The organism is Vibrio sinaloensis (assembly GCF_023195835.1).
In the GTDB taxonomy this organism is placed as follows: Bacteria; Pseudomonadota; Gammaproteobacteria; order Enterobacterales; family Vibrionaceae; genus Vibrio; species Vibrio sinaloensis_C.
The window spans coordinates 324,721-351,240 of the sequence record NZ_CP096199.1 but is presented as its reverse complement, the minus strand read 5'-3'; the positions used below and the strand labels follow the sequence as shown (position 1 = coordinate 351,240).

Below are 26,520 nucleotides of genomic sequence, written 5' to 3'. Positions count from 1 at the left end.
TTAGATATAGATCGCTTGTTCAAATCCAGAGGAGTCCCCTTCGCCAAGGCTCATCACCTCACCAAAGCTAACCACCCCTTGAATGGCTAACTCCATCGCCGAGGCCAGTAAGGGTTTGTAGTTGGCCGATTGACGAGCGACTTGAGCAAACCCGACTGCGTCGTTAGCGCGCAGTTTATCCATCATATCCTGCTCCAATTCGAGCATCTCAAACACACCAATACGGCCCCGGTATCCGGTCAAATTACAGTTTTGGCAGCCTTTACCGACCCAAAATTTACTCTCGACTTGATTCGGGAAACGCTGAGCCAACCACTGCCTGCGCCCATCGTCCAGTACCTCTTCGGTTTTACAATCTGGGCACACTTTGCGCACAAGCCGCTGAGCGACTACGGCACGCACCGCGCTGGCCACTAGGTATCCCGGCGCGCCCATGTCCATCATACGCAGCGCACTATCAACCGCATCATTGGTGTGCAGAGTGCTTAGCACCAAGTGACCCGTTAGAGCAGCACGCAAACCGATCTCAACCGTTTCTTGGTCGCGCATCTCACCGACCAAGATAATGTCGGGGTCTTGGCGCAAAAAGGTGCGCAGTACGGTAGAGAAGTCGAGATCAATCTTCGGGTTGACTTGCACCTGATTGACTCGGGGAAGTCGATATTCGACCGGATCTTCGGCAGTAATGATCTTCTTACTCGGTTGGTTGAGCTCGGTCAGCGCGCCATACAAGGTGGTGGTTTTGCCCGAGCCTGTTGGGCCTGTCACCAAAATCATGCCATGAGGTCTTTTTAACTGGCGTCTTAAACGCAGCAACAGATGGTCTGGAAGACCGGACTCTTCAAGCTTACGCACGCCCGCAGATTGATTGAGCAGACGCATCACCACAGATTCACCATGTTGAACGGGCATGGTCGACATCCGGATATCGACCGACTGGCCTTTAGTGCGAATATTAAAACGCCCATCTTGAGGCAAGCGCTTTTCCGAAATATCAAGGTTGGCCATCAGCTTCAGTCTCAGCACTAGAGCGGAAGCAATATTGACTTCATTGAGCAGGGTTTCGTGCAGTACGCCATCAATACGCTGGCGAAGGCGCAGCACATTGGCATCTGGCTCGATATGGATATCCGACGCGCCAACTTGAATCGCGTCTTCAAACAAGGAGTTAATCAGCTTAACGACCGTGACTTCTTCACTATCATTACCTTCGATATTGAAGTCAAATGCCTCGGTCACTTGGTGTTCAGCTTGCAGCTGCTCGGCAAACGACGCGATCTCTTTGGTGCGGCGATAATAGCGGTCAAAACCATCGACCAGTTGCTTTTCAGGCGCAATCACAAATTCAATGCTGTATTGGCCCAACTGTCCAAGTAGGGCTTCTTGAGCAAATAGATCGGCAGGATCGCTCATCGCCACCCGTAAGGTATTCTCTTGGCGACCAATCACCAGCGCGCGCAAGCGCCGCGCATGGACCTCTGGTAGCAACTGCACGGCGTCGATGTCGACATTAGCACGGCTCAGATCAATCAGAGGGATATCGAGTTGCTGAGCCAAAAAGCTCAGCATTTGATGCTCGGTCAGGAAGCCAAGCTCAATTAAGGTAGCGCCGAGTTTTCTTCCGGTCGTCTTCTGTGCGGTTAGCGCCTGCTCAACTTGCAGCTCAGTGATGATGCCCTCTTCGACTAATAGATCGCCGAGTCGTTTTCTAAGTTGAATTTTCACTGTGGCTGCTCCTCTAAACGACTGATTAGCGCTAAACGGTCACGAATAAACTGTTGAGATTGACTGGAGAGACCTAGCTTAGTCAACGCCTCTGCATAAGAGGCCTTGGCCTGAGTTAAATCGAATGCTCGCTCTTGTTGAATCGCCAGCCCAAGCCACCAGCGGCCGCTGTCTGGCTCGAGCTGAACCAACTGTTGATAACTGGCTAGGGCGAGGGCATCTTGTTTTTGCTTCTGTGCTAACGCAGCCCGCAAAGACAAATATTCAACTGACGCTTGCTCTGGCAGGGCGCTGAGCACGGTCAACGCCGCCGGGGCCTGCTGCTCTTTAAGCAACATTTTTGCCAGTGCTAGGCGCAAATCGACATCGTTACCGTTGAGGGCAATGCCCTTTTGCAATAGTTCTGCCGCTTTGCGTACTTCGCCTTTGCCGTAATAAAGTGCGGCCAATCGCTGGCGAATATCGCCATCGTTGGGGGTATAACGCAGCGCTTGGTGATAAGCGTCCAATGCTTGTTTAAGGTTGTTGTTATCGAGCGCTTTTCGTCCCCGTTCAGCCGCCTTTTGCGCCAGTTGCTCGCTGGTCAGTGACACTTGCTCAACCACCAATTCACCAGCCACAACATCGCTTGTTGCTGTGGCGGGCTGGGCTTGGGCAGCCCGCGGCTCTGACTTCACTTTCTCCGTTCGCTTTGCCGTCGGTTTAGATTCAACACTAGCGACTTTGAGCGGTTCAACCTCCGTCTCAATGATTTGCGGCAGCGATTTGTTGGAGGCGACAAATACAGGGGTAGCCGTTGACGCTTTGCTGGTCGGCGATTCACTGATTTCGATCGCAGACTCAGTTGGTAGTGGCGACACCATCTCGGACGGTGCTTGCTGCGAAATAGCCCAACCACCAACCGCGAGGCTCGCGGCAAAGCTTCCCGTAACCCAAGCCACAATGGAGCGGTTTTGAACCGGCTTCACCTCAACATGAGTGATCTCTCCCCCCTGTTGTGGACTGTGATTGGACAGCTTGGCCAGCGCTCGATTTATGGTACTCATGGTTTAACTCCACCCCCACAATAGTGGGCTTTTGAACTTGGGCTTACAACTGTCATAGGTGTCATGAATGGCTCGAAAGAGTTGCGAGTTACTCACTTGCGTTAATCCATCACTACAACTAAGCACTAAGGCTTTGTGGCATATTTGGTTAATCAAACGCGGATAGCCGTAGCTGGCGCGCCAAATGGCTTTTTTGTGGTTCAAGCTAAACAAGCTTGTCTCGCCACCCACCTTGTCAAGGCGATTATCAATATAGGCCACCACCTCCGCGACCGTTAAGCCCCGTAACTGGGCGCTAAAGGTAATCCGTTGACGCAATTGGCGTAAATGATGGGACGCTAAACGCTCATCCAACTCCGGCTGACCAAACAACACAATTTGCATCAGTTTACGCTGCTCTGTTTCTAGGTTGCCAAATAAACGCAACACCTCCAAAGCCTCATCGCTTAAGACCTGCGCCTCATCCACCAACACCACCACTTGCTTGCCCTGCTGAGCTAAGCTCAATAGGCGCTGTTGAATGACATCAACGACTCGACTCGGTGCCACTGATTCAATGCCCAGCTCATTGGCCACCGCTATACGCAATTGGTCGCCATCAAGCGCTGGATTAGGGATCAAGACTAGCTCTACGTTAGGAGCGGCATGCTTAATGAGCATGCGGCATAGCATAGTTTTCCCTGTCCCGACCTCGCCAGTAACCTTAATGACCCCTTCGCCCATCTCAAGCGCAGCCAATACGGTTTGAATCGCCTCATAATGAGGTGTCAATCCTAAGAACATTTCTGTATCGGGCGTCAGATGAAATGGCAAACTGGCCAGCCCAAAATGCTCAAGATACATCGCCGTTACTGCTCGTCAGGGAACCATTCTTGAAGTAAATCTCGCGAACGCTCTAGCTCCTTCTGCCAAGTGTTCACCCCAACCACTGACGGTTTCAACAAGATAACCAGCTCGGTTTTCTCCGTATATTGATTGGTATTTCTAAACAGATGACCAAGTCCCGGAATATCACCCAAGAAAGGCACTTTAGAGACTTGATCTTGTGTCGCTGACTTCATCAAGCCACCGATCACCACCACATCACCATCTTGGGCACGGATCACCGAATCTGACTCGCGAATCGCACTGGTGGCCAGCGGCAACGTTAAGCTGGTATCGCCATAGCTGATGCTTTTTTTCTCTTCTTTGACATCGATAACGGCGGGATGAACATGAAGTAATACATTACCTTGGTCATCAATTTGTGGCGTTACATCAAGTGAAATACCGGAAAAGAACGGCGTCAGTTCAACATTGGTTGAGGTATTCGTTGTCGAGCTTCCCGTATCGGTATTTGAAGAAAAATCGGTGACAAAATAGCTATCGGTACCGACTTTGATCACGGCCTTTTGGTTATTAGAGGCGGTAACGCGCGGACTAGACAGCACGTTGAGATCCCCTTGAGTCGCCATAAAGCTCAGCACAGCGTCAAAGCTACCACTGGAAATCACCAAATTGGATTGCCCGCCCAGTAAGGTGCCAATGGCGTCTAAACCAGGCAGCGCTGCCGGAATCACAGCGCCAGCCGCATCTTTGACAATCGACCCTTGGCCTAAGGTGTAGTTGGTCCCGTTAGAGGTAAAGGCTTTTGACCAATTGATCCCTTGCTGATAACCATCACTGAGTGTGACTTCCAAAATCTTGGCTTCTAAAATCACCTGACGGTGCATACGTTGCTGTGACACCCCTAAAAAGTTGCGCACTTCTCGGATTTGATCTGGATACGCTCGCACCATGATCACACTCGCTTGGGGCATGACCACCACGCTTTGACCGTCACTGGATCCGATCAGCTTCGCTACGGCTTTCTCAAGCTGCGGCCAAAAGTCGCTTTCACTGGTGGTTTCGATCTCGGTGCCGCCTTTAGTCGAGTTATTGCGGTTGTTTGATCCCGAATCATTGGAATTATTCGACGTGTTCGATGAGTTATTGTTGCGCGAGGAATTGTTATTGCGTGAGCCGTTATCCGGGTTAGTGACCGTGCCTGTTGAGATCGAAGTGATTGAGCGCCCCGCTCGTTTAAACTGCAAATAGTCGATAGGAATGGTGACGGTGCGCAGCCCTGCAGGATAGACCTGAATCACGCTGCCGGTTTTAGCGATCTGGTACCCGTAAAGGTCTTCGACTACGGAGAGTACTTCATCCAAAGAGACATCATTAAGATTCACCGTGATGGTACCAGAGACATTAGGGTGGATAGCCGCGCTATACTCGGTCCCTTTGACCAAACTGGCAAAAAACGCTTTCGCTTCCACTTGATTGGCTTGAACTCGAAAACGCTTAATTGTCTGTGAGGCGATGTCACCCTTGGTCGTCAACTCCGGCATCAAGTCTGCTTCCACCGAGGCTGGCAGGCTATCTAAGCTACGGCTGTTGTTGTGATTGATCGCCTCGTTGAGTGCACCCTTTGCTTCAACAGGGTCACGATGGCCCATTGAACAACCAACGAGTGTTGAGGCGATAGTGATAGCTATAGCGAGTCTACGCATAAATTCCTACAAACCTTACTGTTTCACTTCAAGGGAGAAGAGGGATAATTTCCAAACTTTGTCACCGCGTGATAGCGTGACGCTTTCCTGCTCAATGCGCCTAACCGTGTAGCCGCTGACACGCTCACCCATCACCAATGACTGCCCATTCAACACGGCTGCACACGGCGAATCTGTCATACACACAATACTTTGCAACTTGGGTAAAGGTGGCGCCTTGTTGGCTTTTTTGACACTGGAGGCTTGAGCTTGCCAACCCAGTGGCGCGGTTGGATCTTGCTTCGCTTGCACGCCAAAGATCATTAACACCGACAGCATGGACAGTAATACTCTAGCCACCAATAAACTCCTGTCTTGTACCTAAGGTATACACGGTCAAAACCAAGCGCGACTGTGGATACGACTCCACTTGATAATCAAAACTGCGCCAATAGTACTTCACCGGCATGGCTTCCAGTGTTTCTAAATAGTTGACGATATCGAAATAGCGCCCTGTGAGCTCAATGGTAACCGGATGTAAAAAATAGCCTGTTACGCCCTGCTCTTCATTTGGGGGAACAATCGGCTCACTGGGCAACGACTCCAAACGAATCAACTTAAGTTGCTTTGATTCAAACAACACCGTCTCTAACATTCTGGCCATTTCACTCGGCGAAATCAGACTTTCGACCAACTGCGCCAACTGCTGGGAGCTTTGTTGGCTTTCACTCATCAACTGCTTGAGTTGCTTGTCTAACTCTAAGTCAGGATCTCTGTTGAGTTTCGCCTGCATGACTAATGTATCCGCTTCAAGCTGCTGGTTGCCAAGCTGGATATTGCTAATCTGACGATTCAACTGCTGGTTGGCCAAATAAACGGGCTCAACCACCAAGGTCAATAGGCCAAACACCACCGCGACGACCCCACATAAACTGATCAGCAGCTTCTCGCGCATGCTCATCTGAGCAAACTTTTTACTCCACTGTTGCCAAGCAGTGCGCATCATTCGCTCTCCCTCTGGGTATATAGCTCAAAGGTCACCACCTCTTGCTCATTGCGGCCAATTTTGAGTTGTTCAAAGGTTCGCCCCACTAAACTCAACTCGCTATTAAATTGATTGACCCAATTCGGGATCGCCTCAGGGTTTTGCGCCAAGCCAGTTAAATCAAGCGTTTTTGCATCTAGTCGGATCCGAGTCAGCGAGATGTCACTGCGGCCTAAATTAGCTAAGGAGCGCATCACTGGCGAATAGCCCACTTGTTGTGATTTATCGAACCGCGCTACTGCTTCGAGAGCGCGTCTGTTGGCGTCTATCTCTAATTTTAGCCTAGCAATCGCTGCCTCTTTTGCTGCGGTCGGTTTATGTTGCGCCAGCTGTTGCTGTAACTGTTTCACTTGCTGCTGCAGCTCAGATTGATGGCGCTGAGCCTGTGCTAGCTGCTGCTGATAACCGCTTTGCTGATAGTAAAGGTTGGCAGTGACGGCGACCAATATCGCTGCAGATACCGCCCACACGGAAGCCACAGTGGCTAAAGTAAACAGCTCTTTTTTCGGTCTCAGCGTTTGTGGGAACAGGTTAATTTCAGCCTGCTGCAAGTTTTCACACGTTCGCAGCAATATGTCGCCAGACGACAGAACCTGATCCGCAGCTAAAGGAGGTTCATCTGCTGATGATTGCTCAGACAGCAGCGCGACTTTCACACTCAGGCGCTCATTAAGTGCGTCAACAATCTCCTGTTGCGATTCCTCATCACAACAGATCAGCATCTTGTGCAAGGATGCTGAGCGCAGTTGCGAGGAGAGATAATCGATCGAGCGCTGCAGCTCTAAGGCAATACCATCAAGCTGCAAAATACTGCTGGCAACACCGGTTAAAGGTGGAGTGATGCCGCGCATTGTGCGCTGGAAAGCGTTCTGCGCATCGACAAAAGCACACACACGAAACGGGCCGTGTTGACTGCGTTGTAACAGTAGAAAATGAGTAAGATCGCCCGCTGAATGCCCCCAAACTTCATCTTCAACCAACACTCTGCTCAGCTCTATCGATACCGTTTTAAGTGATTGATAGAGCTGACTGATCATCGCTTTGTCGGCGACATACACTTGCAACTTGTTGTTAACCGAGAGGGGCAAATAGTCCAACACAACATCGCTAATCCGCTCACTGAGCAAATCCTTAAGTAGGAAAGGCAGCGCTTGCTTAAGCTCTTCTTCCGGGATGTTGGGCTTGTCGATTTGATAGGTTTTGTAGAGCGATGAGTGCAAGACAACATCGACCATCACATTGGCGACCGCATACTCGTGTAAGGTGTCGATCAATACCTGTTGCCAAGGTTTGTCATTCAGGGCGATATGCGACGGCAGTTCGGAAACGACTGAAGACGAGAAAAACAGCGCACCAGGCTGCACCACCACATACAGACGCGCTGCCGACGCTTCTTTGGCGGTAAATCTAGCTAAAATGGAGGATAGCGTATTTTTTTTCATTATATTTTCCGCCATCGATTACGACGGCCTATCTGCACTTTGCGTTCTGGTTGCTTGGTCTGCTTATCGCTGATTTCTGTTGGAATCAACTGTGATTCTTCGCGTAAATAACGTCCTTGAATGCCATCAACACCTAACTCCAAACTGGTTTGGTACTCAGCCTTGTTATCGACACCCACTGCTATCAGTTTAGTTGTTAAACCTTCACATGCGCCAAGTAAGCTTCTGACAAATAATTGATTCTCATGACGCTGGTCGATACGTTTAATCAAACTGCGATGCAGTTTGAGGTAACTCACCGGCAACTCTTTCAGGTAATGGGTGCTCACAATCGAGCGCCCCGCTTGTCCAACGGCAACCTGGCACCCGAGGCCGACGATCATCTTGATCACAGGGCGCATATAATCGAGATGTTTGACCAAACGCGCTTCGGTAAACTCAAAAATTATCCGCTGGCGAAGTTCCATGCTGAGCTGCAACAGCTCATCACGAAACCATTTAAAATACTCGCGGTCGGCAAAAGGTACCACATGGAGGTTAATAGAGTAACTGTCTGAACCGGTAGATTGTTTCAAATATTGCATAATTGCGGCAAACGCAGCCTTATCAAGCATGCTCTCGTAACCGACTGATTCAATAGCTGAATTAAACCGTGATGCTTTTATCACGCCTTTTTCTGGATCGTTAATCCGAGCAAACAGCTCATAGTGATCATTGAACTGCTGTTGCTGCGAGTCAAGCAAGAAACAAGGCTGTGAAAAAATGTAGATACTCTCAGGTTTGAGAGCGACATCGAATAACGTACGCCAGCGCACGCTGCCACGTTCATCTTGCTGACTAATATGCTTGTGAAAACGACTCCAAGTATTGATCCTTTGCAATTGCGCACTTTTCAGTGCGGTTTCGGCTTCATCAATAATGCGTCCCTGACTTTCTGCCTCGCGGTACATACTGACGCCGATATGGACCCAATTGTCTCGATCTAATGGAGAGGGGGGCGTCAGTTTGGTGACTTGATTTAAGCACTGAGCCGCTATGTTTGATACCTCTTTGCTCGATAGACTCGGCGCAAAAATCGCAAAATCAGAGTTGTAGTAGCGCGATAAGATCACGTCAGGATAACGCTGAATCACATTGTTGAGCCCCTCGCCGACATCGACGATAAAGTCATTGGCGACCTGCTTACCCAACTCTTCTTCAATTTGATCCCAGTCGTCGATTCTTAACATCAACACCCCACCATGAGACCCACTTTCCGACAGTGCCGCTTCAAGTTTACTATCAAACAAGACACGGTTTGCCGTACCTGTCAGTTGATCAAGGAAGGTTTGCGTGCGAATAAAGGTATCAAAACGGCTGCGTTCTTGACGGGCATCTTGCAGCTCTTCTATCAGCCGATCGAGCGCTTCACTAGCAGTGTATGGCCATTCACTGTGATCGCCCTTGGCGTACTCCTCAACCCGACCCGCTAAGATCATTCGTCCCCGCTCTTCCAACATTTCGCTGCCATGTAATTGTTCTTTGAGCCACTTTAAACCGCGGAGCAAGCAGAACACGACCAAGCCTACCGCTAAGGTAACTGACCACAGTGCCTGCATCGAATAACCATAACCGATATAAGGTGGAATGGCTTTGAATCTAAGTTGATAACCCCGGTTGCGCTCTAGAGTGTATTCGGCATCGTATAGAAGGGCTTGGTCGACCTTAGAGGAGGTGTCTTTGAATCGATAGATAACGCCGTAAGAGTTGAGCAGTTCCATCTCAACCACGCTCGACGCCTGGAGCATCTTGGGCATCCAACGCTGGAGCGAGTAGGCAGCATCTGGGTCTTCCATCTCTTTGTCCACCACATCCACAATGCCTTGCAGGGAATGGTCGAGATATTCCTGACCCAAACGTTTGAATGAGAGGGTACCGCCCAAGAAAAGGATAAACATCGCACTGATAACAATAACAGTTACAAACGCAACCAAGCGGGTACTCAGTTTTAAGGTAGGGGTATACCTCATGAATGTAGAATTCCTTTTCTATTATTTCGATTGTGACCGTTCAACGGCTAAAGTGATTTTGCTACTAAACGGGATAAAGGTCTGAACACCTGTTTATCCGGCTTGGTATTAATCAAAGACTTGGCGATAGTTTTCTTTCTTTACTATATAAAAAAGCCGCGACTAGCGCGGCTTTTTTTCAATAACTCATCGTTAGAATGGGATGTCGTCATCAAAATCCATTGGTGGCTCATTGTACTGAGGCTTAGCTTGCTGCGGTTGAGACTGAGGTTGCTGAGCAGGTTGATGCTGCATAGCAGGCTGTTGTGGCTGCCCCCAACCACCTTGCTGTGGTTGAGACTGGCCCATGCCTTGTCCTGGTGCACCACCTTGTGCACGGCCACCCAGCATTTGCATCACGCCATTGTAACCTTGTACCACAACCTCTGTCGTGTAGCGGTCTTGACCATTCTGATCTTGCCACTTACGCGTTTGCAGTTGGCCTTCCACGTAAACTTGTGAACCCTTGCGTAGGTACTCACCAGCAACTTCAGCCAACTTGCCAAACAGTGCAACACGGTGCCACTCGGTTTTTTCACGCTGTTCGCCAGTTGCTTTATCACGCCATGATTCAGACGTTGCAATGGTAATATTGGCCACTGCGCCGCCACTAGGCATGTAACGCACCTCTGGGTCAGTGCCCAGATTACCGACTAAAATAACTTTGTTCACTCCACGGCTAGCCATGTTTCGCTCCGTCTAAATTGGGTTGTACAGAAAATAGCGTAATAGGATAACACGCTTTACGCTCGCAACAAATCACTCAACCACAATGTCTGCTCAGTTTGGCAATCCATATCAAAGTGGGCGTTTTTTTAGAGTCGTCTCAAATTGTAACGATCCTGAGTAATCGATTAGTTACCTAGCCATATGAATCGCGACGCAAAGCCTCAACCTAGATTCGCGCCACCGCAGTACTTAGGTCACTCTGTAACTCCAATTACAACATAAGTACTAGAGGACAGTATGGCTAGAAACATCTATACCCGAACCATCTCATTTGTTTGTGAAGACCCAGAGGTTCACTACCCCTTCATTGACCAGCTCGAAAACAAGTTAGGCATTTCCATCCTGCGTATCAAGCCGAGCGAACTATTGCTCGCACTGCAAAAACACAAGCATCGTATTTTGTTGATTGATCATCACAACTATACCCGACTCAAGAGCCAGGTTCGCGACCTACCTTTAGCTGACAGAACCTTTGAGACCTTGGTGTTCAATGTCCAGCAGCGATTGACTACCGACGAAGTACTGGCCTTTGGTCACCTGAAAGGCATTTTCTACAAAGACACCAACATCGATATGATAGTGCGCGGCTGCGAGGCGGTGATCAATGGCGAAAACTGGCTACCAAGAAAAGTGACCGCTCAGCTACTGTTCCATTACCGCAGTATCATTGATACCCAAACCACGCCAGCGACCGTTGACCTCACTGCTCGTGAAATTCAGATTCTGCGCTGCTTGATGGATGGTGCCTCTAACATTCAAATCGCCGACAACATGTTTATCAGCGAGTTTACCGTTAAATCGCATCTACAAAAAATCTTCAAAAAGCTTGGCGCGAAAAACCGTGTTCAAGCCGCAGCCTGGGCCAAACAACATATGCGCCATTAATACCAAGCAGCATAAATATCTGGTCATTCTTGCTGGTTAAAATCGCTGATAACATCGTTATAGCTATGTTTTCAAGGAATGGTGTAGGTAGATCAACTAGCTAGCTGCAATCTATGCCTTGCTCTCAGCGATTTTTCCTGCGCAATTATCTGAACACCTATTTATCCCGCTTAGTATAATATGTGAACATTTCACTACTTTTTGAATAATCTGGGCGCACACCAATTATCTGTCTTGGCAATTCATGATAAGGTTGCGCCAGTTTCATTGTTAAAAAATGTGAAAGGGTTTAGTTGATGATTAACAAATGTCTGTTTCCAGCCGCCGGGTATGGAACCCGCTTTCTACCTGCCACCAAATCTATGCCCAAAGAGATGATGCCGGTTGTCAACAAGCCGTTGATCGAATACGGGGTTGAGGAGGCGATTCAAGCGGGAATGAATGGCATGTGTATTGTCACGGGGCGAGGTAAGCACTCAATCATGGATCACTTTGACATGAATTATGAGCTTGAACACCAGATCAGTGGTACCAACAAAGAAGATCTGCTGGTCGACATTCGCGACATCATCAATACCGCTAACTTCACCTACATTCGTCAGCGCGAGATGAAAGGGCTTGGCCATGCGATCTTAACTGGACGCGAGCTAGTGGGCGACGAACCTTTTGCTGTAGTGCTAGCCGACGACTTATGCGTCAACGAACAGCAGGGTGTGCTGTCGCAAATGGTCGCACTATTTAAGCAGTTCCGCTGCTCCATTGTCGCGGTGCAAGAGGTGCCCGCTGACGAAACCCATAAGTACGGCGTCATTTCCGGCGAGATGATCAAAGACGATATCTACCGCGTCGACGACATGGTCGAGAAGCCAGAGCCGGGGACTGCCCCAAGTAACCTGGCGATTATTGGACGTTACATTCTCACCCCAGATATTTTTGAGCTGATCGAAAACACTGAACCAGGCAAAGGTGGCGAAATTCAAATCACCGATGCGCTGTTAAAGCAAGCTAAAGCAGGCTGTGTATTAGCGTATAAATTTAAAGGTCAACGTTTCGACTGCGGCAGTGTTGAAGGCTATATCGAAGCGACCAACTATTGCTTTGAGAACCTCTATCTAAAAGACACTAAAACCTCTGAGCTAGGTAAACAAAAAACCACCAAAGAGACGATCTAATATTCCGTCTTTTGCGTAACACTATAGGGTCGCTCTAGCGGCCCTTTACTGTTTTTTTATCCAGTATTTTCTTTGCACATTTGTCACACTATGTAATACTTAGCGCACTAATTTTTTGCATAAAGTGATAAGCATGGATCAGATTGAAGTCCGCGGTGCCCGCACCCATAACCTGAAGAACATCAACCTCACCATTCCACGAGATAAACTTATCGTGATCACCGGGTTATCTGGCTCCGGTAAGTCTTCCCTGGCTTTTGATACACTTTATGCCGAAGGGCAACGTCGCTATGTCGAGTCATTATCCGCCTATGCTCGTCAATTTTTATCGCTGATGGAAAAGCCCGATGTCGACCATATTGAGGGTCTGTCTCCGGCGATCTCGATTGAGCAAAAGTCGACTTCTCACAATCCCCGCTCCACGGTCGGCACCATTACCGAAGTGTATGACTATCTGAGACTCCTCTACGCTCGCGTTGGTGAACCGCGATGCCCTGAGCACAAAGTGCCACTGGCTGCACAGACGATCTCTCAGATGGTAGACAAAGTACTGGAGATGCCACAAGGCTCAAAAATGATGCTACTTGCGCCCATCGTAAAAGAGCGCAAAGGCGAGCACGTCAAAACACTAGAAAACTTAGCCGCACAAGGCTTCATTCGCGCGCGTATCGACGGTGAGACATGTGACCTTTCCGATCCACCAACGCTTGAACTGCATAAGAAGCACACCATTGAAGTCGTAGTCGACCGGTTCAAAGTCCGCAGTGACTTGCAGCAGCGTCTGGCCGAATCGTTTGAGACCACGCTTGAGTTGTCAGGGGGCATAGCGGTTGTCGCTCCTATGGATGGCGAAGGTGAGGAAGTGGTGTTTTCGGCTAACTTTGCCTGTCCACACTGTGGTTACAGTATGCAAGAACTTGAGCCGCGCTTGTTTTCGTTTAATAACCCAGCCGGCGCTTGCCATACTTGTGACGGCCTCGGTGTGCAACAATATTTCGATCCGGCGCGGGTCATCGTCGACGATTCGTTAAGCCTGGCACAAGGTGCTATTCGTGGCTGGGATCAGAAGAACTACTACTATTTCCAAATGCTCTCATCATTGGCAGATCACTACGGCTTCGATCTTCACGCGCCGTTTAAATCTTTGCCAAAAAAGACTCGCGATATCATCCTCACCGGCTCAGGCCGAGCGGAGATTGAGTTCAAGTACATCAATGATCGCGGTGATATCCGAGTAAAACGCCACCCGTTTGAGGGCATCTTAAACACCTTAGAAAGACGCTATCGCGACACTGAATCGAGTGCGGTGCGCGAAGATCTGGCGAAATACATTTCAACCAAAACCTGCTCAAGCTGTGACGGCAGTCGCCTGCGCTTAGAGGCACGTAATGTATTTATCGGTGACACCACCTTGCCACAAATCGTCGAGCTGAGTATTGCCGATGCTTTACACTTTTTTGCTTCGCTTCAGCTTGAAGGGCAACGCGCACAAATCGCGGAAAAGGTGATGAAAGAGATCAATGACCGCTTGCAGTTTTTGGTCAATGTTGGGCTCAATTATCTCAATCTGTCGCGCAGCGCCGAAACCCTCTCGGGCGGTGAAGCGCAGCGGATTCGCCTTGCTAGTCAGATTGGTGCCGGTTTAGTCGGTGTGATGTATGTTCTGGATGAGCCTTCTATCGGTCTACATCAACGCGACAACGAACGTTTATTGAAAACCCTGACCCACTTGCGCGATCTTGGCAACACTGTTTTGGTGGTTGAACATGACGAAGATGCGATACGCATGGCCGATCACGTGATCGATATTGGGCCGGGCGCTGGCGTGCACGGTGGCAACGTGGTGGCAGAAGGTACGATGGACGAGATTATTGCCAATCCCAACTCGCTCACCGGCCAATATCTCAGCGGCAAAAAAGAGATTGCTGTCCCCACCAGTCGCACCCCAATGGATAAGAAAAAAGTGGTTGAACTGATTGGCGCATCCGGCAACAACCTTAAGGACGTCACCCTGGAAATCCCCGTCGGTCTGTTTAGCTGTATTACTGGTGTGTCGGGGTCAGGCAAATCGACCCTGATCAATGATACTTTCTTTAAGATTGCTCATACTCAACTTAATGGGGCCACCACTGCCATGCCGGCCCCATACAAAAAAATCAAGGGACTGGAGCACTTCGATAAGGTCATCGATATTGATCAAAGCCCGATTGGTCGCACCCCTCGCTCTAACCCTGCTACCTATACCGGCATTTTTACTCCAATTCGTGAGTTGTTTGCTGGCACGCAAGAGTCGCGCTCGCGTGGTTACAAGCCGGGCCGCTTTAGCTTTAATGTACGCGGTGGTCGCTGTGAAGCGTGTCAGGGCGATGGCGTAATTAAAGTTGAAATGCACTTTTTGCCTGATGTTTACGTCCCATGTGACGTATGTAAAGGCAAACGCTACAACCGAGAAACCCTGGAAGTGCGCTACAAAGGCAAAACCATCGATGAGGTGTTAGAAATGACGGTTGAAGATGCTCGTCAGTTCTTCGACCCGGTTCCCGTGATTGCCCGCAAACTACAAACCCTGATCGACGTTGGTCTTTCATACATCCGCTTAGGACAAGCGGCCACCACCCTATCTGGTGGTGAGGCACAACGGGTTAAGCTCGCACGCGAACTGTCAAAACGTGATACCGGCAAAACGCTATATATTTTGGATGAACCGACCACAGGACTCCATTTCCACGATATTCAGCAGTTGCTCAGCGTTTTGCACCGACTTCGCGACCATGGCAATACCGTCGTCGTCATCGAGCACAACTTGGATGTAATAAAAACCGCCGATTGGATTGTCGATCTTGGCCCAGAAGGAGGACAAGGCGGCGGTGAAATTATCGCTACGGGTACACCAGAACAAGTCGCCCTGGTTGAGGGCTCGCACACAGCTCGATTCCTTAAACCTATGTTAAGTGAGTAATTAGTTGTAATATGAACAGACCAGTGCCTCAATCACTGGTCTGTTTTTTTTGAGGTGTAGAAAATTATGGCAACCACTTATGTAGCAGGAACAGAGCTCGAACCAAAGGCACCTAAGGTTCCTTTGATTAAGCCATTTTTAGTCTCCGTTGCTGTGGTGTTCTTGCTCGCGATGCATGTATTTACGCCTAATCCGGGCGGCGCGGGGCTCGCCCTCTCTTTCAACACCACCACTTGGCTTGCGTTGAGTATTTCTCTAGGGATAGGGCTTTATCAGATCGGCCGAGATGCGGTGCTCAGATACAACAAACTGACGATCGGCCTATTCATCTGCTGCGTCATGCTCACCATCCCCCTTTTCTATGTCGGCTCAGATCTCACACTGGCAAGCTCGAGATTAGTTGGCTTGTGGGCCGGGTATTTGCTATTTGTGGTCTTGCAGCAGATCCGCTTTAGCAATAAGCAAAAGCAGCGACTATTGTGGTTTATTACCATCGCTGTGTTTATTCAATCCCTGTTTGGCTGGGTGCAGTTTCTCTGGCTCGAACCCAACAACCTGTTTGGCTATGACACCAACACTAACCGACCCTATGGTATTTTTCAGCAGCCGAATGTGATGGCGAGCTTTCTCGCAACAGGGCTGGGCTTATCGGGCTACTTACTGGCGCGTCATCCGATCAAGTACCAACGCAAAGTAAGCGAAGTCGCATTACTCTATCTGATGCCACTGATGACAATTCCGTTACTGGTGGTACTGGCCTCACGTACCGGGTGGCTAGGGGCGGCTCTGACTGTGCTGTTGCTACTGCACTACTTATATCGTTTCGCAACCAAAAAACGCTTTTGGGGTTGGGTTGGCTCGGTACTACTGGGGATCGTGATAGGGTTTGCTTTGTCGGCACTCTCTAGCCAACAAGGAGACTTGATCAGACAAAAAGCGCATTTGGAGAGCCCGCGTCAATATACGCTTCCCCAAGCCATAGATATGCTGATCGAGAAGCCATTTACTGGCTACGGCTATGGCCGTTTCGAGCCGGAATATATCGTGTACACAGCTCGCCAGCACCAACTGAATCCAGATTACCCTCCCGGGTTGCCGGCCATGGACCACCCACACAATGAGTTGCTCTATTGGGGAGTGGAAGGGGGATTACTGCCGCTAATGGCGATTGTACTTGCGGCCCTGTTTGTGCTCGCACGCCTATTTCAAGCCAAAAAGGGCACGCGACTGGCCATGTTCGCTCTGTTTGTTCCGATCGTGCTGCATAGCCAGTTAGAGTACCCATTTTATCACTCGGCCATTCATTGGCTGACCTTCGTGATCTTGCTGTATTGGGTCGACCAGCGCGCGAGTCGTTATCGCAGTTTGTCACTAAGTATGCTATCAAAAGCGTCACTGCGCATAGTGAGCTTACTGCTGCCGATTGTGACCAGTATCTACATGCTGACCGCCCTACACAGTAACTATGTACTGACCCAATTTGAGCGCTCGCACCCCAAACAGCCGGAAATACTCAATCGAGTCTCCAACGCGACGGCGTGGCAAGATCGGTTTGATTGGGATATCTACAGCACCTATTTGTTGATCGGTTTGAGTCAACAACAGAGCCAGTACATCCAGCCCTATATCGACTGGTCGTTAGGCATCATCAAAGACAAGCCACGTCCAGCCTTTTACAACAATTTGATTCTCGCCTATTTAGCGATGGGGGATAACGTCAAAGCCGAGCAAATCCGCACCGAAGCGCAGTTTTTGTTCCCTGCACAAGACTTTGCGCAGATTGATTACGTCGCGCCTGATATCGACGCCCTGAAAGCGGAGCACAACAAAGGTTGATAAAAAGGCGACCTCACGTCGCCTTAACTTTAGTTTGAATCGCTATTGGGTCAATGACTCTTCGAGAGCGCGAAGACATAAGGCGACATTTTCGCTGCGAGCGCCATAGCCCATTAAGCCGATGCGCCAAGCTTTTCCGGCTAAAGCGCCCAAACCCGCACCAATTTCTAAGTTGTACGTTTCAAGCAAATGTGCGCGTACTTGAGCCTCATCGATCCCGTCCGGTACATAAATCGCGTTAAGCTGAGGCAAACGAGATGACGCGTCAACCACGAATTCAAAACCGAGCTTTTCCAACCCTTGCTTAAGCTTTTCATGCATCTGACGATGACGCTGCCACGCATTTTCTAACCCTTCGCGTTTTAGCATCAGTAAGGATTCGTGCAGCGCGTAAAGGCTATTCACTGGTGCAGTGTGGTGATAACTGCGTTTACCTTCACCACTCCAGTAACCCAGAACTAGGCTTTGATCTAAGAACCAGCTTTGGACCGGTGTAGTGCGTGACTGGATTTTCTCTACAGCCGCTGCAGAGAAGGTCACTGGAGACAAACCCGGCACACAAGAAAGACACTTTTGACTGCCAGAATAGACAGCATCGAGCTGCCACTCGTCGACTTTGAGGGGGGCACCACCGAGAGAAGTGACCGCATCGACGATGGTGAGTACATTATGTTGCTTAGCCAGTTGACCTAGAGCCTGGGCATCGCTGCAAGCACCGGTTGACGTCTCTGCATGAACAAACGCGAGGATCTTAGCATCAGGGTTCTCTTGAAGCGCCTGGGCGACCTTTTCGACTGAAACTGGCGCGCCCCACTCATCATCGACAACCACGGCTTCTCCTCCGGCACGAACCACGTTTTCACGCATACGCTCGCCAAACACGCCATTACGACAAACAATGACCTTTTCACCAGGTTCAATTAGGTTAACAAAACAGGTTTCCATCCCTGCACTACCTGGCGCTGATACTGCGATAGTAAATTCATTTTCAGTCTGAAATGCATACTTGAGGAGCGATTTCAGCTCATCCATCATACCAATAAACAGAGGGTCTAAATGACCGACGGTTGGGCGACTCAAAGCTTGCAACACTTGTGGTGAAATGTCTGAAGGGCCTGGGCCCATAAGAATACGGTGAGGGGGAATAAAACTTTGAATCGTCATTGGCTGCTCCTAATTATGGATTGATTTGCTTTTGTATTTTTTCTTCCTCGAATCACCATAATCGAATTTTACCCTGTCAGCAATTAGCCCAAAGTCTTGTGGTCAAACCAGTGTCACAAGTTTGTTAATTATAAAAAGGCATAAAGTTGCACATTGCCATTGACATAGTTCACAGAAACGAGTTGAATGCAGGATATGTGGCGAATATTTATGCCGCGTAGCAAATTATTTTGCAGAAGAGGAGCACTGCCCAGGTAGATACATTGTGGAGCCACAACTCCAACACAGTGTATTGAGGGGGAGCAGTGCCGAGGTAGGTATGAGTTGTTGGCTCATACCTGTCGGTTGTTAGGGTTGAATCCCTGCAACTGTCATCAGCCCTGTCTGATGATGAGCTTCTGAGGTAACTCAATCTATTCATTGACCTCTCTTTCGCTCAATTCTCTTCATCAAAGCAAAAACATCGGATGTTGGCCTAATCGCCAAGTAGATTATTTTAGGAAGTCGTGGGAGATACGCTGTGAGCAGTTTTAATGTAGCTAAATTTGGTGGAACAAGCGTTGCAAACTTTGAAGCAATGAGCCGCTGTGCTGCAATTATCGAAAATAATCCAAATACTAAACTAGTCGTGAGTAGTGCTTGCTCTGGGGTGACCAACCTATTGGTTGAACTGGCGAATGGTGTACAAGATCAAGCACATCGAGGTGAGTTGCTCAGTCAGCTTGCTCAGATCCATGATGCGGTGCTCAACCAACTCAACGACGCAACCCAAACCGCCAGCGAGGTTTACGCGATCCTAGATACCGTGACCAGCCTGGCCGAAGCCGCCTCGATTCAATCAAACCACAAACTGACTGACCACTTAGTGGCCTGCGGTGAGTTAATGTCGACTCATCTCCTAACTCAACTCATGAAAGAGCGTGGGATTGACGCGGTGCGCTTTGATATTCGCGACGTACTGCGTACCGACAGCCATTTTGGTAAGGCCGAGCCAGACTTGGAACAGATCAGCCAACTGGCCCAGCAATCATTAGTGCCACTTTGTCAGCAGCATGTGGTGGTAACACAAGGCTTCATCGGTTCAGATGACGAGGGCAATACCACGACCCTAGGTCGCGGCGGTAGTGACTACAGTGCCGCGCTTATTGCGGAAGCAGTTAAAGCCGCGGGCCTAGAAATCTGGACCGACGTACCTGGCATCTACACCACCGATCCACGTATCGCAGCCAAAGCGGCGCCGATCGCCGAAATCAGTTTTAGCGAAGCATCGGAGATGGCCAATTTCGGCGCAAAAATTCTCCATCCATCGACACTGGTGCCAGCGCTACGTCACGATATTCCGGTGTTTGTTGGCTCTTCTAAAGAGCCTGAAAAAGGCGGCACCTGGATTCGCCATCAAGTGGAGAGCTCCCCGCTATTTCGTGCACTCGCACTACGCTGCAACCAAACCATGGTCACGCTGCGCAGTGCTAAGATGTTCCACGCTTACGGGTTTCTCGCCAAAGTATTTGAAATATTGGCGAAACATAAGATATCGGTAGATTTGATCACTACCTCTGAGATCAGTGTCTCTCTCACCTTAGATCAAACCGGCACCTCTGGAGGCGCTCCCGAGCTACCTGACGAAGTACGCGCGGAACTTGAAGAGCTGTGCAGCGTCGAGGTCGAGCACAACTTATGCTTGGTCGCGCTTATCGGCAATAACATGAGTGAAAGCCGCGGCTACGCTAAACAAGTGTTCGGCACGTTAGAAGACTTCAATCTGCGTATGATCTGTTACGGCGCCAGCCCACACAACCTATGCTTTTTAGTCCATGAATCGGTATCTAAGCAAGCGATTCAGAAACTGCATACTGAGTTGTTTGAGAAATAGCGAGAAGCGAGAAGCGAGAAGCGAGAAGCGAGAAGCGAGAAGCGAGAAGCGAGAAGCGAGAAGCGAGAAGCGAGAAGCGAGAAGCGAGAAGCGAGAAGCGAGAAGCGAGAAGCGAGAAGCGAGAAGCGAGAAGCGAGAAGCGAGAAGCGAGAAGCGAGAAGCGAGAAGCGAGAAGCGAGAAGCGAGAAGCGAGAAGCGAGAAGCGAGAAGCGAGAAGCGAGAAAATCTTGCAAGGGTTGACAATGCAGGTCAACCCTTTTCCTTTAAATTCAGACGATTAAGCTTAAATTCCATCCAGCTTTGCCTGCAGCTTTCGACTCACTCATCAAAAGCTCCTCGCGAAGGGCGCAGCCCGATCTAAATTCTCGAAGGACGAAGTCCGTTCTCGGAACAAAGCGCTCTAGCATCTCGCAGGGCGAAGCCCGAACTCAATTCTCTATCCCTTACTCACCTGCGACTTTCATACTCTCAAGCAAGATAGAGCCAGTTTGAATTTGCGAGCGGGTCTCTACGTCATTACCCACTGCAACAATCTGGTTAAACATCTCTTTTAGATTGCTGGCAATGGTGATTTCCGACACAGGATACTGAATTTGACCATTCTCTACCCAAAAGCCTGCCGCGCCGCGAGAGTAGTCACCAGTGACAATATTGACCCCTTGGCCCATAACTTCAGTCACTAATAGACCCGTACCTAACTCTTGCAGCATCTGCTCGAAGCTCTGGCCCGTGGATTGTACAAACCAGTTATGAATCCCGCCAGCATGTCCGGTTGGCGTCATATTCATTTTTCGCGCCGCATAACTGGTGAGTAGATAGGTTGCGAGTACACCGTCGGTAATGATTTCTCTGTCCTGAGTGAATACTCCTTCACTATCGAATGGGCTTGATGCCAGACCGCGCAAAACGTGTGGACGCTCAGAGACGTTAAACCACTCAGGCAAGACTTGCTGACCAAGCTTATCGAGTAAAAACGAAGATTTCCGGTATAAGTTGCCACCACTGATAGCCATGACTAGATGACCGAGCAGCCCCGTTGCCACATCAGCGGCGAACATCACTGGATAGTGTCCGGTTTTAAGTTTCTGCGCATCCAAACGACTCACGGTTTTTTCGGCGGCTTTCTGTCCCACCGTTTGCGGCGTCCATAACTCATCTTTATGGCGTGCAACGGTATAACTGTAGTCACGCTCCATCTCACCGTTTTCACCTTGGCCAATCACACAGCAACTGGTGCTGTGACGGCTCGAGGCATAGCTCGCCAGTAAACCGTGGCTGTTGCCGTACACTTTTAAGCCGTAGTGGCTGTCGTAGCTGGCACCATCACTCTGTTTAATCTTGTCGCTGTAAGCCAGCGCTTGCTGTTCAGCGGCAATCGCAACTTGCGCGGCATAATCTGGGTCGGGAGTATCGGGATGGAACAAATCAAGGTCGGGGATCTCTTTAACCATCAACTCTTTCGGCGCCGGGCCTGCAAATGGGTCTTGTGACGTGAACTGAGCGATATCCAACGCTGCCAGCACCGTTTGTTGAATCGCTTTTTCACTTAAGTCTGAAGTAGATGCGCTACCTTTACGTTGGTTGCGGTAAACAGTAATACCCAGCGCACCATCGCTATTAAACTCAACGTTCTCGACTTCGCACATGCGAGTAGAGACACTTAGGCCTGTGGTTTTGCTGATCGCGACCTCAGCCGCATCCGACTTAGCAGCCGCCATTTCTAACGCTTTGGCAACCGCAGCTTCTAGCTCAACACGCTGTTGAGCAACTTGCTCTCTTACGTCCATATCTACTTTATTCTTAAGATCGATTGTCATTAGGATAACAAGAATTTCGCTTTCTCCCCACGATTCTTGTTAAAATAGAGAAATAGATGTTCATATTAAGGCAGAAAAATGGCACGTAAAAATCAGAAAGCGCCATGGGAAGAGGAAGAAGAGATCATTTGGGTAAGCAAAACCGAAATGAAACGCGACATGGAAGAGCTGCAAAAGCTCGGCGAAGAACTGGTCGAACTCAAACCGTCTGTGCTAGAAAAGTTCCCATTAAGTGAAGACCTAGCAGAAGCAATTAAAGATGCGCAGCGTTTTAAAAATGAAGCGCGTCGCCGCCAGTTGCAATACATTGGCAAATTGATGCGCTTTGAAGATCCAGAGCCACTGCAAGCGGCATTGGACAAAGTACGCAACAAGCACTCTCAAGCGACCGCGCAACTGCACAAGCTTGAACAACTGCGCGAACGTGTCGTTGAGCAAGGTGACGACGCGATTAATGAAGTGATGGAATTGTATCCTGATGCCGATCGTCAGCGCCTACGCCAACTGGCTCGCCAAGCAAGTAAAGAGCAGCAAGCGGGTAAACCAGCCAAAGCGTATCGTGAGATCTTCCAGATCCTAAAAGCGCTCAACGACGCGCAGCTTTAAGCGAGAAGCGAGAAGCGAGAAGCGAGAAGCGAGAAGCGAGAAGCGAGAAGCGAGAAAGTCTTGGAAGGTTGACGTGAAGGCGTCAACCTTTTTTCTGCATTTGAGATATAAGTCCCTAGCAAAAACCTCAGTCTTATAGACTTACTCAACAGCCCAAAAGCGCACCTCTCGAAGGGCGCAGCCCAGTCTAAATTCTCGCAGGACGAAGTCCGTTCTCGGAGCGAAGCGCACTAGATTTTCGTAGGACGAAGTCCGCTCTCGATTCTCGGAACGTAGTGTTCTCGGAGGGCGAAGCCCGTTCTTCGAGCGCAGCGCTCTAACCTCTCGCATCACTCACCCGCTCGTACAAAATCGCTTAAGGCTTGGTTGCTATGATTTGAACAGAGCTGTTCGATTTTATCCGCCACCTCGACCCGACCATTAGCCACAAAAATAAAATCAGAGCCGATCGCCTTGGCATCACTAATATGGTGAGTGACCATCAATACCGTCACGTTACGCTCGGAGGCCAAACGCTTAACCAAGCCCAGCATCTCTTCGCGCAATATAGGGTCAAGCGCAGAGAAAGGTTCATCCAATAACCAGATCTGATGGGGCTGAACAAAGCAGCGAGCCAGTGCGACTCGTTGTCGCTGTCCACCAGAGAGTTGCTCAGGTAAGCGGTCTAGATACTCTTCTACCCCCACCTGCTGCGCCGCGCGTTCGACCTCAGCATGCTGGCTAGGGGTAAGCTTCAAGCCAGGGTTGAGGCCAAGTGCAATGTTTTGTCGCACACTCAAATGAGCGAACAGGTTGTGCTCTTGAAATAGCATCGCAAACGGGCGTTGATGCGGCGCTCGACCAAGGATGCTCTGCTGGCGAACCACAATGTCACCTTGCGACGGTTCAATAAAACCGGCAACCAAAGCGAGTAGGGTCGACTTACCTGCGCCACTAGGCCCCATTAAGGCGACAATAGCGCCTTCGGCAATTGCGACATCAAAATGAAACAACTCGTTGTGATAGTAATAGTCGACCTTATTTAGACTTAACATAACCGACCTTTGAATGGGCATTAAACAACTTCTCGACTAAGGTAAAGCAACCTAAGCTTAACAGCAGCAAGGTGAGTGACACGACCGCTGCAGCGTCCATCTGATAACTGCCCAGTAACTGGAACAAGTACAGTGGCAAAGTTCGAAATTCCTGACTGCCAAACAGGGCAATTGCGCTTAAATCGCCGATAGCAAACATAAAACTGATCGCAAAAGCATGCGCAAACGGCCTTTTTAATGCTCGCCACTCCACCACCTTAAATCGCTGCCAGCGCGTCAGTCCAAGGCTCGCACATAGATATTGATACTGCTGCTCAATATGCAGCATCGGCTGAGACAAGGTTTTGATCACATACGGTAATCCCATCAGCGCATTGACGGCAACCACGATAACAAAGGCAAAACTGAATACATCCGTCATGGCGCGCAACAGCAAAAACAGCCCAGTAGAGACAACGAGCCCGGGGGTGACCAAAATAATGGTGCCGATCAACTCGACTTGATCAGCACTTTTATTGCGCGAATTGAGTCTCAAGCGTCGGCTGGTAAGTAAGATCGCGTACCCAGCGACCACAGCAATCAGACTAGCAGACAAGGCGACTTTCAATGACGCGGTCAATGCCATCCAAAAACGGCTATCGGTGAACACACTCAGCGCCTGGCTATTGATCCCACTCAGTACCACCATCACTAGCGGCGGCAGCACCAATAAAAGCGCAGCAACAATCCAACCCCAATCCCAAAGCTGAGAGCTTAGAGTGTCTTTAGTTATCACCACCGACTGACTCTGCGACCCGGATGACACGGCGAGAGGCTTGCTCAAGCGCTGAATCAATAGCGCCATCAAACCGCACAGCAGCATTTGCCATATGGCGAGTAACGCCCCTGCTTGCAAATCAAAATCAAACTTAATCGCTTGATAAATGGCCAACTCAATCGTGGTCGATTTGGGACCACCGCCCAACGCCATTACGGTGGCGAAACTGGTAAAGCAGAGCATAAACACCAAGCCACACACATGAGGGAGTTGCTGACGCAGCCTTGGCCACTCAACCCAGCGAAACTTGTCCCAATGGCCCATTCCCAGATGGGCACAGAGTTTATGCTGCTCGGCGGGAATCGTATCCAACGACTGCAGCAATAATCGCGTCGCATAGGGTAAGTTAAAAAACACGTGTGCGAGCAAAATACCATTGAGGCCATAAATCGAAAATGGCAGTTGGCTATCAAGCAGCTTAACCCCCTGAGCGAGTAAACCGCTGTTGCCATAAATCGCCAACAAGCCAAACACACCAACTAACACCGGCAATACCAGGGTCGTAGCAAACAGCTTGAGTAGCAGAGATTTGCCGATGAAATTTCGCCGCGACAACGCGTGCGCCACCGGTAGAGCAAAGCCGACACTGAGCAGAGTGGACAGCAGCGACTGATAGAAGCTGAACTTGGTGACATGACGATAGTAAGGATCATGCCAGACACTCAATATATCCAGCGTCGGCGCATAACTCAGCAATGCTGACAACGCAGAAACGATAAAGGCCGCGATGATAATCGCGACCCCTAGTCCAACTTTAGGAACCTGATACAAAAGTGACCTTTAGAAGGTTAACGCGTTTTGCCACTCGCGAATCCACGCTTTACGATTTTGCGCGACCTCGTCAGCAGAAAAACCGAGCGCTTTACTTGGCGTCGTTAAGGTTTCAAACCCTTGTGGCAGTGCAACATCTGTCACTGGGTACATCCAGTTTCCAGTCGGCATGGCTGACTGGAACTCATCACTGAGGATGAAAGCCATAAACTGGTCAGCCAACTCACTGTTCTCGGTGCCCTTCACTTTAGCTGCCACTTCCACTTGGGTGTAATGACCTTCGGCAAAATTTGCCGCTGCATACTTGGCGTCTTTTTCTGCGATTAAGTGATAAGCCGGAGAGGTGGTGTACGACAGCACAAGATCCGATTCACCCTCAAGGAACATAGAGTAAGCTTCTGACCAGCCCTTAGTCACAGTGACCGTCTTTTTCGCCAGTTGTTGCCAAGCTTGAGTGGCCTTATCGCCGTAGACAGATTTGATCCATAGCATCAGCCCCTGACCCGGGGTAGACGTGCGCGGGTCTTGATAGATGACTTTCAGGTCATCGCGAGACTCGATCAGCTCTTTGAGACTAGCCGGTGGGTTGGCGAGCTTTTCCGTATTATAGACAAAGGCAAAATAGCCAAAATCGTAAGGTACAAAGGTCGGGTTGTTCCAGCCATTTGGCAGATTGACCTTGCTGGTATCGACTTTGTGCTCAGCCAGTAGACCGGTTTGTTGTGCTTCGGCCATCAGGTTGTTGTCTAGCCCCAATACAATATCGGCCTTACTGTTTGCACCTTCTAGACGTAAGCGATTGAGAATAGACACGCCATCATCGAGGGCGACTAAGTTGAGGTCACAACCGCATTGAGCTTCAAAAGCTTTCTCAATGGTTGGGCCTGGGCCCCAATCGGCGGCAAACGAGTCGTAGGTATAAACGGTTAAGGTGTCGTTGGCTGCAAACGCAGACCATGATGTCAACATGGCTGCGGCAAGACCGCTGATTGAAATGGTGCTTAGAGTGGTATTCACTGCTCGCTCTCTCCTTGTGTGAGC

21 protein-coding genes and 1 riboswitch are annotated in these 26,520 nt (G+C 49.6%); of the genes, 7 read left to right on the top strand and 14 right to left on the bottom strand.

Features of this window, described 5'->3' with window-relative positions; all coding sequences use genetic code 11:
- From MTO69_RS01695 to MTO69_RS01655, 9 genes are all read right to left on the bottom strand, one after another.
- Complete coding sequence (locus MTO69_RS01695; RefSeq protein ID WP_248330553.1) at positions 1-1,725, bottom strand: GspE/PulE family protein; 1,725 nt, start codon at positions 1,723-1,725, stop codon at positions 1-3.
- On the bottom strand, positions 1,722-2,771 hold the full coding sequence (locus MTO69_RS01690) for a tetratricopeptide repeat protein (RefSeq protein ID WP_248330551.1): 1,050 nt from the start codon (positions 2,769-2,771) through the stop codon (positions 1,722-1,724). Before MTO69_RS01690 ends, MTO69_RS01695 begins: the two co-directional genes overlap by 4 nt.
- 3 nt (positions 2,772-2,774) lie before the next feature.
- Positions 2,775-3,614, bottom strand: coding sequence for an ExeA family protein (locus tag MTO69_RS01685; RefSeq protein WP_248330549.1), 840 nt, complete (start codon positions 3,612-3,614; stop codon positions 2,775-2,777).
- Between the two features lie 5 nt (positions 3,615-3,619).
- Complete coding sequence (gene mshL, locus MTO69_RS01680) at positions 3,620-5,302, bottom strand: pilus (MSHA type) biogenesis protein MshL (protein ID WP_248330547.1); 1,683 nt, start codon at positions 5,300-5,302, stop codon at positions 3,620-3,622.
- A 15-nt stretch (positions 5,303-5,317) separates the two neighbouring features.
- The gene (locus tag MTO69_RS01675) at positions 5,318-5,641 is read right to left on the bottom strand and encodes an MSHA biogenesis protein MshK (RefSeq protein ID WP_432715640.1); all 324 of its coding nucleotides are present in this window, start codon (positions 5,639-5,641) and stop codon (positions 5,318-5,320) included.
- Positions 5,634-6,284, bottom strand: coding sequence for a type 4a pilus biogenesis protein PilO (gene pilO / locus MTO69_RS01670; RefSeq protein ID WP_248334250.1), 651 nt, complete (start codon positions 6,282-6,284; stop codon positions 5,634-5,636). Before pilO ends, MTO69_RS01675 begins: the two co-directional genes overlap by 8 nt.
- On the bottom strand, positions 6,284-7,768 hold the full coding sequence (locus tag MTO69_RS01665; RefSeq protein ID WP_248330543.1) for an MSHA biogenesis protein MshI: 1,485 nt from the start codon (positions 7,766-7,768) through the stop codon (positions 6,284-6,286). The genes pilO and MTO69_RS01665 overlap by 1 nt, the downstream gene beginning before the upstream one ends.
- Positions 7,768-9,777 carry an RNase E specificity factor CsrD gene (gene csrD, locus MTO69_RS01660; RefSeq protein ID WP_248330541.1) on the bottom strand — a complete coding sequence of 670 codons (2,010 nt, stop codon included), beginning with the start codon at positions 9,775-9,777 and terminating at the stop codon, positions 7,768-7,770. Before csrD ends, MTO69_RS01665 begins: the two co-directional genes overlap by 1 nt.
- Before the next feature lie 192 nt (positions 9,778-9,969).
- A complete protein-coding gene (locus MTO69_RS01655; protein ID WP_248330539.1) occupies positions 9,970-10,503 on the bottom strand; it encodes a single-stranded DNA-binding protein in 534 nt (177 codons plus the stop codon).
- A gap of 279 nt (positions 10,504-10,782) precedes the next feature.
- On the opposite strand from MTO69_RS01655, the gene MTO69_RS01650 reads away from it, so the two are divergent.
- From MTO69_RS01650 to MTO69_RS01635, 4 genes are all read left to right on the top strand, one after another.
- Positions 10,783-11,430 carry a response regulator transcription factor gene (locus tag MTO69_RS01650; RefSeq protein ID WP_248330537.1) on the top strand — a complete coding sequence of 216 codons (648 nt, stop codon included), beginning with the start codon at positions 10,783-10,785 and terminating at the stop codon, positions 11,428-11,430.
- Positions 11,431-11,726: 296 nt separating this feature from the next.
- Positions 11,727-12,602, top strand: coding sequence for a UTP--glucose-1-phosphate uridylyltransferase GalU (galU, locus tag MTO69_RS01645; RefSeq protein WP_248330535.1), 876 nt, complete (start codon positions 11,727-11,729; stop codon positions 12,600-12,602).
- Positions 12,603-12,735: 133 nt separating this feature from the next.
- Entirely contained in the window at positions 12,736-15,561 is a 2,826-nt protein-coding gene (uvrA, locus tag MTO69_RS01640) for an excinuclease ABC subunit UvrA (RefSeq protein WP_248330533.1), read from the top strand.
- A 66-nt stretch (positions 15,562-15,627) separates the two neighbouring features.
- Positions 15,628-17,397, top strand: coding sequence for a PglL family O-oligosaccharyltransferase (locus tag MTO69_RS01635; protein WP_248330531.1), 1,770 nt, complete (start codon positions 15,628-15,630; stop codon positions 17,395-17,397).
- 42 nt (positions 17,398-17,439) lie between these two features.
- Here MTO69_RS01635 and MTO69_RS01630 read toward each other — a convergent pair whose 3' ends face one another.
- Positions 17,440-18,561: a pyridoxal-phosphate-dependent aminotransferase family protein gene (locus tag MTO69_RS01630; protein WP_248330529.1), complete on the bottom strand. Its 1,122-nt coding sequence runs from the start codon at positions 18,559-18,561 to the stop codon at positions 17,440-17,442.
- A gap of 228 nt (positions 18,562-18,789) precedes the next feature.
- Positions 18,790-18,967: riboswitch (Lysine riboswitch) on the top strand.
- A 114-nt stretch (positions 18,968-19,081) separates the two neighbouring features.
- Here MTO69_RS01630 and lysC point away from each other — a divergent pair.
- Positions 19,082-20,434 (top strand): lysine-sensitive aspartokinase 3, encoded by a 1,353-nt coding sequence (gene lysC, locus MTO69_RS01625; RefSeq protein ID WP_248330527.1) that lies wholly within the window; start codon positions 19,082-19,084, stop codon positions 20,432-20,434.
- On the top strand, positions 20,424-20,795 hold the full coding sequence (locus MTO69_RS01620) for a hypothetical protein (protein ID WP_248330525.1): 372 nt from the start codon (positions 20,424-20,426) through the stop codon (positions 20,793-20,795). The genes lysC and MTO69_RS01620 overlap by 11 nt, the downstream gene beginning before the upstream one ends.
- 82 nt (positions 20,796-20,877) lie before the next feature.
- On the opposite strand, the gene pmbA is transcribed toward MTO69_RS01620, so the two are convergent.
- Positions 20,878-22,221, bottom strand: coding sequence for a metalloprotease PmbA (gene pmbA, locus MTO69_RS01615; RefSeq protein WP_248334232.1), 1,344 nt, complete (start codon positions 22,219-22,221; stop codon positions 20,878-20,880).
- A gap of 108 nt (positions 22,222-22,329) precedes the next feature.
- On the opposite strand from pmbA, the gene yjgA reads away from it, so the two are divergent.
- A complete protein-coding gene (gene yjgA, locus MTO69_RS01610; RefSeq protein ID WP_248330523.1) occupies positions 22,330-22,857 on the top strand; it encodes a ribosome biogenesis factor YjgA in 528 nt (175 codons plus the stop codon).
- 329 nt (positions 22,858-23,186) lie between these two features.
- Here yjgA and thiQ read toward each other — a convergent pair whose 3' ends face one another.
- The 3 genes from thiQ to thiB are packed head-to-tail and all read right to left on the bottom strand — an operon-like array spanning position 23,187 to position 26,496.
- A complete protein-coding gene (gene thiQ, locus MTO69_RS01605) occupies positions 23,187-23,891 on the bottom strand; it encodes a thiamine ABC transporter ATP-binding protein (RefSeq protein ID WP_248330521.1) in 705 nt (234 codons plus the stop codon).
- Entirely contained in the window at positions 23,875-25,479 is a 1,605-nt protein-coding gene (thiP, locus tag MTO69_RS01600; RefSeq protein WP_248330519.1) for a thiamine/thiamine pyrophosphate ABC transporter permease ThiP, read from the bottom strand. Before thiP ends, thiQ begins: the two co-directional genes overlap by 17 nt.
- Before the next feature lie 9 nt (positions 25,480-25,488).
- A complete protein-coding gene (gene thiB, locus MTO69_RS01595; protein ID WP_432715639.1) occupies positions 25,489-26,496 on the bottom strand; it encodes a thiamine ABC transporter substrate binding subunit in 1,008 nt (335 codons plus the stop codon).
- Positions 26,497-26,520 lie beyond the last annotated feature (24 nt).